Source organism: Brevibacillus borstelensis, from assembly GCF_036700025.1.
Classification (GTDB): Bacteria; Bacillota; Bacilli; order Brevibacillales; family Brevibacillaceae; genus Brevibacillus; species Brevibacillus borstelensis.
The window spans coordinates 1,103,648-1,118,182 of record NZ_CP144922.1 but is presented as its reverse complement, the minus strand read 5'-3'; the positions used below and the strand labels follow the sequence as shown (position 1 = coordinate 1,118,182).

The window sequence follows — 14,535 nt, the reverse complement described above, 5'->3', positions numbered from 1 at the left end:
GTATCACGATTCCATGCGAAACACGGGTCCTCTGGGCACAAACGGAAGGCTTTTGCCTTTTGGCAAAATGAAAGCGTGGCTCCGTGCGACACGGATGCGGTCACACTCGCCGTCGGTGATGACGAGAATAGGGCCGTCCGGGGGAAAGTCGTGGGCATTTTGCAAAAGATCAATTCCCGGCTGCAGGACCGTCCCGCCCCTGCCCTTTACCCGGACCCGTTCCGCTATATCGTCGGGGGAGAGATACCCGGCATCGTAGGCGGCGGCATCGCAGAAAACGACGCGGGCAAACGGGACATCACGCGACTGGCTGTAGCTGGCGATTGCTCCCAACGCTTTGCCCAGCAGCTTGGCGTCCATCGAGCCTGACGTATCCAGGACGACACCAAACGTACGGCCGGCCTGGTCGGATTCCCTGCAGCTCCATGCCGGACGCGGAATATTCGGCGTAGACATCTGCCGTCTGCTGACACGCGCGTATGTCCTGCTCTTTTCCAAAAGGGGAAAGTGCTCGTCAAACCAGCGCGCCAGTTGAACATCCCAAGGGATCGGCGGCTGTCCCAAAGCGCGAATTTCCTCGACCAGCCCTGCCGGAAGAAGGCCGCGTCCCTTTTCCTGATGATAGACGAGCCCCTGCATCAAAGCGCTGCGGTAAAAGTCATCCAGCGTCGTCCCGTGATTGGCGTCCCAAAAGCGGGGGTCTCCCTTGTCCAGGATATCCCCCATGCCGATCCCGCGCAGCGTAAACAGCTTGCGGTAGGTCCGCAGGTCGGAGACGATGCGGTCGTAAATGGCTTCGGCCGACATCCCGCGCAGCTCCGGGTCCAGCAAAACGCCGACCTGCGGCAGTTGCCCCACGTTCATTTCGACCAGCCATTGGTTGATCACGTAGTCGCAGCTGACATTCCAGTAGTACGGGTCACGCCCCATGCAGCGCTCATGGTGCCGCAGTCCCGCGTGGAGAAGCTCGTGGCCCATGACAAAAATCGCCTCTTCCCGGTCGAGCCCCGCCGACGGATTCATGTAGATTTCACCTGCGACCACATCAATGGCGGCGACGGATATTTGCAGCCGCTGACACAGCTGCGCATCTTCGATCATCGTAAAATGGCTTGCCAGCGAAGCAAGGAGCGGGAAGTGATTGATAAACCACTGCCTTGCCTCCTGGGCCGGGGACAGCGTGGCAGTCCGGTCATCCAACGCCTGGACGTATCCTCCCGCCACGCTGACGGCCGAATGCACAGCATTGGACAGGCCTGTGCCAAACAGCGCTTCCCAGTTGACATCGCGAAAGCAGCCGCTCCCCTCCAGCTTGCCGGACAAAAGCATGTCAGGCTGTCTATCCCCTCCGGTTCCCCATCCGGCAAACCGCTCGGGGACGCCTTCGTCGCAAAAACGCCTGTACAGCTCCTCCTCGCTCCTGACGGAGTGCTCCAGCTCGCCCGCCCATGCCATCGGCGGCTTTCCGAGCTTCATGCTGGATAGAAAGGAAGCGATGTAGACATCACAGGCGATATTCCACAGAGCCGGCCTTTCTTTCTCGACAAAATGGCCAAACCCGAGGTGCAGCAGATTATGAGCCAGCACGTAGACCCACTCCTGAACGTCCAGTCTTCTCGTAGGGTGGACGTGGATCACTCCGTTTTTGCCCACGACTGCCCACCCGTTTTCCGGGCACTTGCTCCGTTTGTCCCTCACCAGCGAGACACGGCCCATGAGCGGGGAAAACATCGGATGACGCTCGAGATAGCTGACCGCTTCCAGATAAGCGGCAAGGGCGGGGTCCAGCTCCGTCTTGCTTCGTTTCGCCATCTCAGCCGTCCCTTCTTTCCGCAGCCAACCGGGGCAAATCGCGAACCACTTCCACCACAAACCACGACGGAAGCGCATTTCCCTCTTCGTGCTTGGCCACGACCATCTGCGCCATCTCCAGCGAAATCATGCTCAGCTCCTTGAGCAGCGCCTTGGCCCGGTGAGCAAAACGCTTGTGCTGGTCCGTTACCTGCGACTTGTCGGCAGGCAGCTCTTTTCTGATCTGCGCCCGGAACGAGTCGGCGAGGAAATAGAGAATATCCCGATCCTCCGGGGCACTCGGGAATGTAGCCTCTCCTTCCAGTATCCGGTTCAACTGATACTTTCCCTGGATGTTTTTATGGAAAGCCTGAAACTGCGCCGCATGCTGGGGCGTCAAGCAGCCCCGCGCCAAAATTCCGACCGTTTCATTATCGATCGCTTCGCCGTATTCGTACAAAATGTCCGAGAGCATATGCCAGGAGCGCGGTGTGGAAAAAGGCTCCTCCGTTTTCGGCGGCTGCGACCAGAGGTAGTCGGGGCGCACCTCCAAAAATTGCAGTACATACGGATGAATGCCGTTCTCATACGCCCAGCTTATCCACTCCTGGTACGACACATTGAGCTGGACATGAAACATGCGATTGATCAGGGCGGAGGACATCGGCTTGACAATAGCGCTGTCCTGGGCCCGGTTTCCCGCTCCGATGACGATTGAGCCCTCCGGGAGATGATAATCGCCGACTCTCCGTTCATGGATCAGACTGTAGAAGGATTTTTGGACCTCCTGCGAGCAGGCGTTCAATTCGTCCAAAAACAGGCAGTACGGCTCTTCCCGCGCGATCATCCCGGGAGGGCAAAAACGGCTCTTGCCCTCTACGATTTGCGGAACCCCGATAATATCCTCCGGGGCGAGCTGGCTGCCGAGCAAGGACACGCATGGAAGTCCGACCTGCCGGGCAAAGGATTGCACCAGCGACGATTTTCCAATTCCCGGCGCTCCCCAGATAAAAACAGGCCGCGCAACCGCGACATGCAGCAAAACATCCAACAGTTTTGTTTGTGTTACGTGAATTCCCAGATTCATTCTTGTTCCTTTCTTTTCTCATCAGTTTTTTAAGTATCATCCTCGCTTTTCTGCCTTTTTGACTATGGGCACCCGTCACGCCACTAAATATTTCCCATTCTAATCCAGATCAGGAAGCCGAAGCAACCAAAATCTTCAGACCGTTGTAACATTCCTTTTTTTTCCACGTCGAATCAGAAAAGGGGGTATACAGAGATGAAAAAACAGATAGTGGCAAGCGCTTTGGCATTGGTCACCCTAACGGCAACAGGGTGCAGCTCAGGGGAAAAACAGGCAGTTGCTCCAAGCGAGAAGGCTGGCCGCAGTGTCGAGAGCAAGGCAGAGCATGCCGTACAAAATCAAGCGCAGTACGCGGCGCCTAGCAGTGCTATGGACAGGACTGTTGCCAAAAGGTCAGCCCCGGCGCCGGCAGGGTCTTACAACGGCATGCATTTCAAGAACTACGGCACCAACCCTGCTGTCGATGCGGCTGAAGATCATTTGTCCACCTTTGCCGCCGATGTAGATACAGGTTCTTACTCGGTCATGCGCAATTACATCACGCGAGGCTCATTGCCTCCTGCGGATGCTGTCCGCGTGGAAGAGTTTATCAATTACTTTCCTCTCTCCTACGAGCCGCCCGCCAAGGATGCATTCGCGATCCATACAGACGGAGGCCCCTCGCCTTTTCGTCCGGGCTACGACCTGCTCCGCATCGGGATAAAAGGCAAGGAAATCGCCGTTACAAACCGGAAGCCGGCCAACCTCGTCTTCGTGATCGACATTTCCGGGTCCATGAACCAGGAAAACCGTCTGGAGCTGGTCAAAAAAAGCCTCCGCGTCCTGGTTGACCAACTGGAGGAAAAAGACAAGGTAGGCATCGTCGTCTACGGCTCCAAAGGCAGAAAGCTGCTCGATCCGACATCTGCCCAGAACAAGGCGGCAATTATCGAGTCGCTCGACTACCTCTTGCCCGAAGGCTCTACCAATGCCGAAGAAGGGCTGCGCCTCGGCTACGAAATGGCTGCACAAGCCTTTTCTCCTGATGCGATCAACCGGGTCATTCTCTGCTCGGACGGTGTCGCCAATGTGGGGGAAACCACCGCGGAAGGCATTCTCTCCACGATTGAACGATACGCTGGCGAGGGCATTACGCTCAGCACGTTCGGCTTTGGCATGGGCAACTACAACGATGTGCTGATGGAGCAGCTGGCCGACAAGGGGGACGGAACGTATTCGTACATCGACACGTTTTCCGAGGCGCGCCGCGTCTTCACCGAAGCTTTGACCGGGACGCTCCAGACCATCGCCCACGACGCAAAGATTCAAGTCGAATTCGATCCAAAGGCTGTAGAAACGTATCGGCTGCTCGGCTATGAAAACCGGGATGTGGCGGATGAGGATTTCCGCAATGACCGCGTCGACGGCGGGGAAATCGGAGCCGGCCATACCGTGACAGCCCTTTACGAGATCAAGCGAAAGCGCCCGGAAGCCGAAAAGCTGGGCACAGTCCGGGTAAGGTATAAAGACGAGAAGACATCGCAGGCAAAAGAAGTGGCCGAGCCGATGGCAATTGGAAAAACGCTGCAAAGAGAAGTCCAATTCCTCGCCTCTGTAGCGGAATTCGCGGAAATGTTGCGAGGCAGCGAATGGGCAGAAGGTAACTCGCTGAAGAAGGTAGCCGATTTGGCGGAAAAAACGGCAACGGGCGAGCAGCAGTTGGAATTTGTCCGCCTGGTCAAGGATGCACTGGCCCTGCGGGGAAGCTGAGTTTGCAAAAACCAAAATTGAGTAGGAGGGGGGTAATTAACCTCTCCTACTCAATTTTGAAAACACGGCCAGTATAATTTGTTTGCCGAAATACGGAGGAAAATAGCTTTTGGTGGAATCGAGGCTTAAATACTGAAGGGTTCTTTATAAAAAATACCCCTCAGTTTTTTCATAAACGGATATTTCATTGCTCCGTGTTTTACCACACAGAAATTAATAGAATTTAATGTTGCATAATGAGAAAGTTCTTAGGTTACGTATTACTTTCAATGCAGTACTGAAATGCCCTATCAGGATTGGATGTATTGTATTTTGTAAGTAAATCTTGGTAAGTACCAGCAAACTTAATATTACCTAAATGTAATACAAAAATTTTACATTCAATAAATTCTAGCTCCTGTAATTGATGAGTTGAAATTAACACCGTATGCCTATCTTTTTTTGCTATTTCTTCGATTTTATTGTATATTTTTAGCCTAGCCGTAGGATCAACTCCACTTGTAGGTTCGTCAAATATATAGAAGCTTTTATCTATTTCTGCGAATAATGTTACGAGCAACCATCTTCTTTCCCCGACAGACATCTGACCAAACTTCCGATTCCAAAGTTCACCTAGTAATTCCTTTTCTCTATCATCCGCAAGCGATAAACAAGTCTCAAAATTATTATTAAAATTTTTGTCTGATATATTAAGAATAAGTCTAGTAATATCCTTTCCTTTTAGTATCGGTGAAAAATATAAGCTTTGAGTTTGATAAACAATATCCCTTTGATTTGGAATGTTTATGATGCTGCCTTCCTGGATTGTTAAAACTCCTGTTAATATATCAAAAAGGGTCGTTTTCCCTGCCCCATTTAGTCCAATTACTACATTGACTTTATTCTCTTCTATAATCATTTCTAGATTACTGATTGCCTTTTTGGCATTCTTTGGATATGAGAATGAAATATTTTTTAATTCGATCATAATTATTCACCCACTCTTTTCTCGGCGATTATGTTGAGTAATGGATTATTTATGTTCTTCTTATAGTTGACGTAATCTTAATTCTCGACCATGCTATAGTTCCAATCGCAATATAGACCAGTGATATGAAAAGTAAATATAATTGGTTACTGATGGAATGCAGATTATTAGTCAAAATTGAATAAATAAATACTGAAAAATTAAAAACATATTCAACTGGGTTTAAATTATATAGTGTATTTATAAAAAAATTTGAAGATTCACCACGATACACTGCTAAATATGTTGCAGGAAAAATCAATATATTAACAAGTGTATAAGCGGATGACGCTCGTACGGATAAGCTGGCAACAGATAAGGATAACATAAATAAAGGAATTAAAACTACTAAATATGTGCATGCTGCAGTCAGGAACAAAATCAAGATAGGATAGGTAAAGACGAGAGAGATAGTAACAGTAAATAGAGCTAGGCAAAATATACCAAAAATAATTTGACTAAAAACTAATCCAAAAATAACAGGTGTTTTTGAACCACAAAGAAATACAAAACTTTTCAAAATACCTAGTTCTCTAAAATTGGTTAAAGTTAATCCAACTCCATTAAAAAGTATCAATACTATTGTGAATGCCCAAAAACTAGCAAAGTAAAATACAGCTTTTGATACGTCAGGCTTAGTGTGGAACCAACTATAATTTATGGTAAAAAACAATAAAAGTGGCAAAATAATTGACCAAGCTAATGCAATCTTTTCATCGATCATTGATTTTAAAAATACTATAAAAAACTCATATGATTTTTTTAGCATTTATTACTTCCCTTTCTTTAATTGAGAAAATTTTTTATGTGGATTAAATATAGATACATCTGAGAGGATAAGGAAATGGGCTTATTCAAAAGGGATTCTCTTTGAAAAAGATCATTAAGTGCCAAAGTCAAGGCTTTCTATTATCAAAAAGAAGGAATATGGTCGTTTGCTGGCGGAATATAAATTTTTTCCAATTCCTCAAAATCCTATAAAGCTTAGGGGAACGGAATTAACCTATACAAGTTTTTAAAAATTGATTGATTAAATTTACTAGAGAATTTATAATCCATTGGATTGAGTAATGCTGTATTCATATGTGGATAACAATCACTTGAAAAAACTTTTACTATTTTTGTATTAAAATCCATTCTTTCAGGTATAAATGTTGCATAAACTGAAATATCAAGATCTTCTACCACTTTTCGGATTTTGTTACTTAAATTTATTCGTTCTTGACTAGTATTTTTGTGGAATTGATATGGATTATATTGCGTTTTTGTATCGATGACAAATTTGTACTCTTGTTTAAAAGCCTCTGGGCTTAAAGTGTTACAATATTCATAATATAAATCACCATCGCTGCTTTCACTCTCATCGTTATTCCCCCAAAAGCCAGTCATAAATTGGAAATACTCATTCATAGCTCTTTCAATTGCATTCATAATGTTCCAATGTGCTCCTGCGCCAATACTGAAACTTTCTTTTCCAAAACCTAAAGCTAGTACCACCTTAATTTCGTCTGTTATCGAAATGTCAACCAGATAAAATTCTTGGATACCCTTGTATGTTCTACTCATATTTATTATCTTTTTAAGATCAATATTGTTTAACAAATTTAGCGGAATTAATTTCCCTGCTTTTTTGGTTAACCATGTATGGATCAGTGATTGTCTTTCAATAAATTCAAGAAAAGCTGCTTCAAGTGCAAAATCGCTTGAAGTGTGTGATGCTACTCCACAAGTATCACTAAACGCGTTACTCATATCTCTATCATTAAAGATAGGCAATCCATACTCTAAAATGACATCCTCAAGTGGTATGTTAATTGTCTCCCCTGTCACTAAATTAAAAGCTTCCACATAATATTTTATTCCTTGATTATTTTTAATTAATGGGTTAAAAAGAGCTAATCTTTCAAGATGTTCGCCAATAGCAGCTGCTATTGCTTTTTTGCTATTATTCTTAACCGAATTCCCATATGCTGCTTTATGTAATGCACAATCCACATAGCAATTAGAATATCCGCTTTGAAAAATCCCTTTCTTTATCCAGATTTTATTTGCAACAAAAGGATGTCCACTAATTAGATTATTAATTAAGTAATGCATAGGTATCTCCTTTTATAGTATTGGACACATTGGAATACTTTTTAAAGACTCTTGATCTAGATTGACTGTAAACCGATTGACATCGCTATCAATATTGATATACTTCTTAAGTGCAGCGTGATTGTAAAGATTAGGGGAAATGGCTTTAATAACTATTAAATTTCTATTTACAATTTGATTTAAAACAACTGTATGTAGTTCTTTTACCCAAAATGGTAGGTTTTGAACAATAAGGTCTATTTCCCCTTCAGCATCTAATGTTGAAAATTCGTTATCCTTCCTTTGTTCCTCATAAGTGTCTAGACCATCTAAAATTTCAATATACTCTAGACATTCAGGGTTCATTTGAGAATTTAAAACGATGCCAGAATAGGAATCGGAATCTAGTTCTTCTGTTTGGAACCTAAAAAAAGCGTCATCGTAAACTTCTTTGAGTAAATATGCTTCTGACATAGCTTTATGAATCGCAGTAGTAAGAACAACACTTGAACCTACTCCTGCCATAAATTTAAAAGGAGTAATATGATTTGGATTTATCACAATAATAAACGCAACTTTTAATGGACTGAATGTTTCTTCAACATAAGCTCGTACTTGGTATCCTTCTTTCCGAAAAAGGTCAAAGTATATTGAACTATAACGAGTTAAATCAAGTTTTCTTCCTTGTTTACCATACCAAAAAAGAAAAGTGGAATTTTTTTCCAAAAGTTCTTTTATTGCATTTAACATAGCCACATTACTGTTTGTGTAAGTTGCCGTTCCAGAAGTATCGGAAATAAAAGGAGCTTTGTTATTCAGTCTAGTATAGTATTTTGATATATAGGATACACTCCCACTTATTAGATCAAATGATCTAATCATATCATCTTCATCAGCTCCATTGGCTCCAATTACTAATGCTCGGCGTTCTAAGGATTCAGAAAAACCTTTCATAATTGACTTTTTTTTATCTCGAGAAATTGAGCCACAGTCAACCGGCCCTAGTCCACCATCTTCACTTTTGAATGTTCCGATCCTTGATGTCGATAAATAGATCGTTTTATTAATGAAAATTGATTCTTTATAACCAAAATTTCTTTTAGATACCTCAAACATCATTTTTTTCACCAAACCACTGGATTAATGCCACTGGTGCTAATCTGGGATTTAAACCAGATAAATATGTTAAAGCATTATCATTAAAACCAGCAAAGCAGAAGTCACCTAAGTTATTAAATTTACTAATTGACTCCCTAAAACTTTGGCACATTGCTCCTACTTCTATTAGTGCATATCTATAGCCGCGTTTTCGATATTTAGTTATAGCCCGTTTTAAATCAATAGCGTAACCAATTGCTATATTCGAAAATAAAAAACTGTCAGTTGGATTAATTTGTTTTTTTACTTCTTCAATACTTTGCTCGCTATATTCCTTAAGTAAAATCAACTCAAATTGTGTAGAATTAAATAAATAACACCCCTTAATATCAACGCCTTTTAGTACATTTTTATTAAAAATGTATACGAGTGGTAATATTGGGTACAATCCTCCTGCAGAAGGATAGTTTTTGGATAAAGTGTTAGAAAATCTTCCGAATGAATCACGTAGAATTTCCCCAAAGTCATCCATCTCTATACTCCAATCATTCACAAATGTTCTGCAACTTCTACTGCGTTCGACAAAATCCGGTTCAACACTGAATTGGAAGGATTTCTCATAATAATCTGGAATAATGTCAGTAAATTCGACCAAGCCCATCCATTCAAGCAAATTCTTATCATATTCGAACATAATCTCTGATATCCAACAGGTTTCTTGATGCATTTTTATAACTTCGTTTAGTAACCGGTTATTAAGAACCTCTGCTTGCAAGTGATTCGAAAAATCATCTTTCCTTCTTTTTTGCACTAATAATTCCTGCTTCTCATTCCTTCTATTCATAACAATCACACAGCTCCCAATGAATTGAAGTATCTTCATACTTTTTCAAATCGTCCAACTTCATTATCGTAGCCTTATTAATGTCTTCATGATGAATTTTAGAGTAGGTGAAATCATTTATTAATAATTGAATGCGCTTGACTAAACATGCGGCAATAATAATCCGTTGAGCATTAGTTAATGGAACGCCGATTTCTATGTTTTGATCCAAAGAATAAAGAATATCAACAACTTGTTGATAAGTTAAATTTTCTGCGCTTCCAATCCTCATATGTGATTCAATGTGACCAATATGACAGCAATGGCAAGGATTACACCAATTTCGATTGTAAAGTGAATCCATATAAAATTTATTATTATAAATATAGCTCATCAAAAGATAGGAATTATCTGCTTTTAAATGCCTATCCCTTATCATCTTACCTAAGTTTTTGTTATAAGGATTAAGAAAAACCAGCGATAGTTCATTTTTCCCAATTTGTTGTAAGTCATTTATTTCAATTGACTTAATTGATAATTTGTCTTTGAAATCTTCCGATAGTGTTTTTAACAAAATTTCATCTATAAAAGAATCATTACTCATAACTGTAATTAAATCGATCTTAATCTTTTTTTCTTTTACAGCACTTATTAACCCATTTGTTTCAAGAAATTCAATAGCTTGCATTTTGTCATCTTTGAAACACTCTTCTAAAAACGATTCTGAAATTTCTTTCATGTCAGTTTTGTCCCATAGCAATATTAAATCTATTAGTTCCCTATTGTGAATCTTCATTATTCCATTTATAGTTTGAACAACCAGTTCTCCATTTGGTAAATAATGGCACAAAAATTTATTGATTCGATAGTTTGAAATCATATTTACATTCACCTTTGCCTTCATTCCGTATTTATATCAACGCTGACCTATTTTGATATACCATAGCCGGTTTTAAATGACCCAAACTGCAATTTTTTCTGTTTGTTAGACGGTTGAGGCTCAGCATTTCTTTCACGATATTGTTTAACAGTTTCTCTTAATGTTGAAACGATAAGAGAGTAGTTATAGTATCGCTACAAAATAACTCTATCAATCATTAGATTATCCATCAGTTGTCCCAATTAGTAAGGATTCGGTACTGCTTGTCAATAGGAACCTTTCCACATGTCTTACACTTACTACCTGAAAAGAGATCGGCCTCAAAACTTCCAAACGGTAAACTAACCAATTTCGTTAGTAAACAGGAATCTAGGTCAAACTTTATTCCGAAGTCGTTTGGTAATTATCTAGCCCGTTTACCGTGTATGCTCTTCGCAAATCCTCAATAAACTGCCGGTTTTCGAAGTATATGTACGGATTGATCACTTTAATCCAGGTGAGGGTGAATCAGTTTATCCCGAAGGTGACATTTATGTTTAAAAATTCTTAGCCAAATTCAAAACAGCAAGTAAATATCTTTGCACCAACCTTCATTTTGAATTTGGCCGAATTTACTAAGCCCTACTCCAAAGATATAACAGCATTTTATTTTTTAGCTATAGTAGCAGCACCGCTGCTTGATGATGAAGATGAGGCACAAAGTCGACCGCCGCCTTTTGATTTGTCAGTTAAAGATTGAATAGTGTTGAAATTCGAACCAATACCAAACTTTGAAACTCCTAATCCACCCCCATCACCGATAATTTCTTTGCTGGCACCTCGAACAATCTCTTTTTCCATACTTTTATATACCCTCCCAAAAAAAATTAATGATGGACATAAATTCCATCTGTTTCTAATATAAGGTAATTGTGAAATTTTGTAAAGAAAATCAAATTGTTATGCCAATATTCTGATATTTTTGCCAATAATCTCGAGAGTATTTTTGCATTTCCAATTTTAGTCGTTACTACTTTTAGAGCCTATGTGTTATTTTTGGATCTGATGCTAGATTAAATATTGAACACTGAGAACAGAGAGCACACCAAAATACTTAACAAGATATGATAAGGAATTTAAAATACAAACGAATCAACTTATCCAGGAAGGTGTTTCAGTGGACCGGGTAGCCTAGCATGAACACGTTGCAACGCTAGAGCAGCCAATTTTAAGTGAGATGGTTTAGAGGTTATCTATGGAAATCTGTAGGTTATTTAAGTCCTGATGATAAGGACTGAGCAACTTTCAGAAGCCTACTCGTGACCATAGGGAGGAGCATGGAATCTTAATAAAGGCATTGCGCTTCATAGCAAATAACAACATACGAATCAAGACAAAATTAGAAGGTCTGAGTCCAGTAAATTATCGACTCAAACCTTACATGATTTCAAATAACTTTTGGGGCCACTTGCTTTTACCGCCGGTGATTTCTTTTTATTTTCCTTCTACCGGTATTCTCCTTATACCGGCGGGTTTTGGCTGGCAGGAGGATTTTGGTTGTTGTCGCCTGGAGGCTGTTGCTCCATCGCTGCCTGTTGTTCTGCCTGAGCAGCGGCCTGCTTTTTCTTTTTGCCAGTCAGGAATCTCCACAGTCCGCCGATCGCAACTACGATCAGGACCCAGCCCTTTTTCAAAAAGAGCAGCAGACCCGCGAGAATCCCCACTTTCTTTGCAATCGCGACGCCCAAACCGCCGAGGACAAGCCCAGTCAGGCCGTACTCTGCCACTTTGTCTGTCGCTTCATTGAAATCTTCGTAACGATTGCCTTCTTTCAGTTTAAAAGTAGGAATGATTTCATCATGCAGCTTCTTTTTATCGCGTTGCAAATTGTTCGGATCGGAAATCAGCAGAAAAGAAACAAAGCCTTGGCGGGTCAGAACCTGAACGTTGTAGTTGATCAAAGGAGTCTTCTGGTAATCCTCGCCAAGCATGGACCATTCCAGCGTGTGGGTTTTCTCATCGTAGAACGGCTTTACATCCCAGCCGATGACGTGTAGCTGGTCTTCCGGCTTTCTTTCCTTGTTCGCCGCTTCCGTTCCTTCCTTGTAGCTTTCCAAAATGGCATCGGCGTCAATGTTGTTCTTTTCCTCGTCCTTGATATGCCCTACCTCTTCGTACTCCATGACGACGATCCATTGCTCATTTTCATTCTGAGGAAAAATGCTTCCGATTTCATTTTCGGTGGGAATATTGCCGATCTGCTTTTGCAGCTTGATTGTGTCCTCACCACTCAAAAAGACAAAATCCTTGCCCAGATCCAAAGTACCAAGACCTGATCCGACCTCGACGGATTTTCCTCCTTCGATCCAGTTCAGCTCTGGCTCAGCACTCGCTGCAGCGACGACCCCAAACGTCATGGCAACGCTCAGTAAACAAGACAGGATGGTTTTTTTCTTCATTTTCTAGTCCTTTCTCTCTCTAGCCCTTGGTTTTGTAAAAACGAACCTCCACATCGTACCATACAGTTTTAAACAGGGAAAATCATACAATTCTCCCAAAAAGAAAAACGAGCTTGGATTTTCTAGTCCCTATTTACCATGCATTTCCTACCAGTCCTCTAACAAAAGGAGGGATGCCGGAATGGACAAGACCCAAAAAGGCTACGCTATCAAAAAATGCGCAAATCGGGAGCGATACCGCCATGGATCTACATACCGGAACCTTTTACTGGCCAAACAGGCTTCCTGATCCCCCCTCCTATCCCGCTCTGGATTCTGATCTTTCCTGTGACGTGCTGATTATCGGCGCGGGGATTTCAGGGGCCCAATGCGGCTACTACCTAAGTGAGCTGGGGCAGGACGTCGTGATCGTGGAAAAGGGCAGGGCCGGGCTTGGCAGCACTTGTACCAATACGGCAGTATTGCAATATGCCGGAGATAAAATGGCCCACGAGCTGGCAGACAGCTTCGGGGAAACCGCCGCCATCCGCCATTTGAAGCTGTGCCGGGAAGCTATCGATGACATGGAAGCAGCTATCAGGGATATCGGGCGGGACACAGAATTCGAGCGTCGGGACAGCTTGTACTACGCGAGTGCGAAAAAGGATGTCGCGAAGCTTGAAAAAGACTTCGCCCTCCTCACGAGAAACGGCTTTTCCCTTGATCTTTTGACGGAAAAGCAAATCAGGCAGCGCTATCCATTCTCCAAGCATGCTGCCCTCTACATCTACGGCGACGCCGAGATGAATCCGTATGCGTTTACGCTGGGTCTGCTGGAAACCGCCCATGCCAGAGGGGTCCGCATCTATGAGAACACCAAGATTACGGGCAAGAAGCTGAATAAAGACGGGACTGCCTTCATCCTGACTGACGGGAGATGCCAAATCCGGGCCCGCACAGTGATCGTTGCCGCCGGCTGCGAGAGTCTTGCATTCAAACGCGAACAGAATGCCTCGGTCATCAGCTCCTACGCCGTGATTTCAAACCCCGTCGACGACTTGTCCATGTGGTCCGACCGCACGTTGATCTGGGAGACTGCCCGCCCTTACATGTACATGCGAACGACGAAGGATAACCGCATCATCATCGGCGGTCTGGATGAAAAGACCGCCTCCGCAAACAAGCGAGACTCGATGCTGCCCCAGAAAAGAGAGAAGCTGATCCAAAAGTTCAACGAGCTCTTTCCAGGCCTGAACGTACAGCCCGCCTACCAGCTTGCCGCATTTTACGGAGGGTCGCGTGACGGCCTTCCGATGATCGGCATGTACGATGATTACCCGGGCTGGTACTTTTTGTTCGCCTATGGGGACAGCGGGATTGTCTACAGCAAGCTGCTGGCCAAAATATTGCGGGATGTGATCATAAGCGGCTCTCATCCTGATCTGGGATTATACCGTCAGCAGCGTCCTGGTGTTCATGAGCAGCCTGTCATCTGATTGGCTGCCAGCAAACTTCAGCAGATTGCTTTGGGATGCAACAGCCCCGGAATCATAGACTTCAGAAGTTGGAGATCCCATTCTCCATCTGCTCCCTGTACAGATAGACAAA

General features: G+C 43.5%; 12 protein-coding genes. 2 read left to right on the top strand and 10 right to left on the bottom strand.

Annotated features, from left to right (window positions below; translation table 11 throughout):
* Window positions 1-3: 3 nt before the first annotated feature.
* Window positions 4-1,812, bottom strand: coding sequence for a DUF2201 family putative metallopeptidase (locus tag V5G20_RS05185; RefSeq protein ID WP_338463203.1), 1,809 nt, complete (start codon window positions 1,810-1,812; stop codon window positions 4-6).
* Window position 1,813: 1 nt separating this feature from the next.
* Entirely contained in the window at window positions 1,814-2,878 is a 1,065-nt protein-coding gene (locus V5G20_RS05180) for an AAA family ATPase (protein WP_039070151.1), read from the bottom strand.
* Window positions 2,879-3,073: 195 nt separating this feature from the next.
* On the opposite strand from V5G20_RS05180, the gene V5G20_RS05175 reads away from it, so the two are divergent.
* Window positions 3,074-4,627, top strand: a complete 1,554-nt coding sequence (locus V5G20_RS05175; RefSeq protein WP_338463202.1) for a VWA domain-containing protein — start codon at window positions 3,074-3,076, stop codon at window positions 4,625-4,627.
* 253 nt (window positions 4,628-4,880) lie between these two features.
* On the opposite strand, the gene V5G20_RS05170 is transcribed toward V5G20_RS05175, so the two are convergent.
* From V5G20_RS05170 to V5G20_RS05135, 8 genes are all read right to left on the bottom strand, one after another.
* Entirely contained in the window at window positions 4,881-5,594 is a 714-nt protein-coding gene (locus V5G20_RS05170; protein WP_035980189.1) for an AAA family ATPase, read from the bottom strand.
* A gap of 49 nt (window positions 5,595-5,643) precedes the next feature.
* The gene (locus V5G20_RS05165) at window positions 5,644-6,402 is read right to left on the bottom strand and encodes an ABC transporter permease (protein ID WP_081787884.1); all 759 of its coding nucleotides are present in this window, start codon (window positions 6,400-6,402) and stop codon (window positions 5,644-5,646) included.
* A gap of 215 nt (window positions 6,403-6,617) precedes the next feature.
* Window positions 6,618-7,730 carry a YcaO-like family protein gene (locus V5G20_RS05160; protein ID WP_024985469.1) on the bottom strand — a complete coding sequence of 371 codons (1,113 nt, stop codon included), beginning with the start codon at window positions 7,728-7,730 and terminating at the stop codon, window positions 6,618-6,620.
* Window positions 7,731-7,742: 12 nt separating this feature from the next.
* Entirely contained in the window at window positions 7,743-8,828 is a 1,086-nt protein-coding gene (locus V5G20_RS05155) for a YcaO-like family protein (RefSeq protein WP_081787885.1), read from the bottom strand.
* Window positions 8,818-9,651, bottom strand: a complete 834-nt coding sequence (locus tag V5G20_RS05150) for a nitroreductase family protein (protein ID WP_171505805.1) — start codon at window positions 9,649-9,651, stop codon at window positions 8,818-8,820. Before V5G20_RS05150 ends, V5G20_RS05155 begins: the two co-directional genes overlap by 11 nt.
* Entirely contained in the window at window positions 9,644-10,510 is an 867-nt protein-coding gene (locus V5G20_RS05145) for an McbB family protein (RefSeq protein WP_170208418.1), read from the bottom strand. The genes V5G20_RS05150 and V5G20_RS05145 overlap by 8 nt, the downstream gene beginning before the upstream one ends.
* Before the next feature lie 645 nt (window positions 10,511-11,155).
* A complete protein-coding gene (locus tag V5G20_RS05140) occupies window positions 11,156-11,350 on the bottom strand; it encodes a hypothetical protein (RefSeq protein ID WP_141334298.1) in 195 nt (64 codons plus the stop codon).
* Between the two features lie 659 nt (window positions 11,351-12,009).
* Window positions 12,010-12,948 (bottom strand): DUF2167 domain-containing protein, encoded by a 939-nt coding sequence (locus tag V5G20_RS05135; RefSeq protein WP_024985256.1) that lies wholly within the window; start codon window positions 12,946-12,948, stop codon window positions 12,010-12,012.
* Window positions 12,949-13,190: 242 nt separating this feature from the next.
* Between V5G20_RS05135 and V5G20_RS05130 the strand changes: the two genes are divergently transcribed.
* Complete coding sequence (locus tag V5G20_RS05130) at window positions 13,191-14,423, top strand: FAD-dependent oxidoreductase (RefSeq protein ID WP_338463201.1); 1,233 nt, start codon at window positions 13,191-13,193, stop codon at window positions 14,421-14,423.
* The last annotated feature ends 112 nt before the right edge of the window (window positions 14,424-14,535 follow it).

Coding starts and splice junctions, on each gene's coding strand:
- V5G20_RS05185 (WP_338463203.1), bottom strand. CDS start 1,812: ATGGCGAAACGAAGCAAGACGGAGCTGGACCCCGCCCTTGCCGCTTAT.
- V5G20_RS05180 (WP_039070151.1), bottom strand. CDS start 2,878: ATGAATCTGGGAATTCACGTAACACAAACAAAACTGTTGGATGTTTTG.
- V5G20_RS05175 (WP_338463202.1), top strand. CDS start 3,074: ATGAAAAAACAGATAGTGGCAAGCGCTTTGGCATTGGTCACCCTAACG.
- V5G20_RS05170 (WP_035980189.1), bottom strand. CDS start 5,594: ATGATCGAATTAAAAAATATTTCATTCTCATATCCAAAGAATGCCAAA.
- V5G20_RS05165 (WP_081787884.1), bottom strand. CDS start 6,402: ATGCTAAAAAAATCATATGAGTTTTTTATAGTATTTTTAAAATCAATG.
- V5G20_RS05160 (WP_024985469.1), bottom strand. CDS start 7,730: ATGCATTACTTAATTAATAATCTAATTAGTGGACATCCTTTTGTTGCA.
- V5G20_RS05155 (WP_081787885.1), bottom strand. CDS start 8,828: ATGATGTTTGAGGTATCTAAAAGAAATTTTGGTTATAAAGAATCAATT.
- V5G20_RS05150 (WP_171505805.1), bottom strand. CDS start 9,651: ATGAATAGAAGGAATGAGAAGCAGGAATTATTAGTGCAAAAAAGAAGG.
- V5G20_RS05145 (WP_170208418.1), bottom strand. CDS start 10,510: ATGATTTCAAACTATCGAATCAATAAATTTTTGTGCCATTATTTACCA.
- V5G20_RS05140 (WP_141334298.1), bottom strand. CDS start 11,350: ATGGAAAAAGAGATTGTTCGAGGTGCCAGCAAAGAAATTATCGGTGAT.
- V5G20_RS05135 (WP_024985256.1), bottom strand. CDS start 12,948: ATGAAGAAAAAAACCATCCTGTCTTGTTTACTGAGCGTTGCCATGACG.
- V5G20_RS05130 (WP_338463201.1), top strand. CDS start 13,191: ATGGATCTACATACCGGAACCTTTTACTGGCCAAACAGGCTTCCTGAT.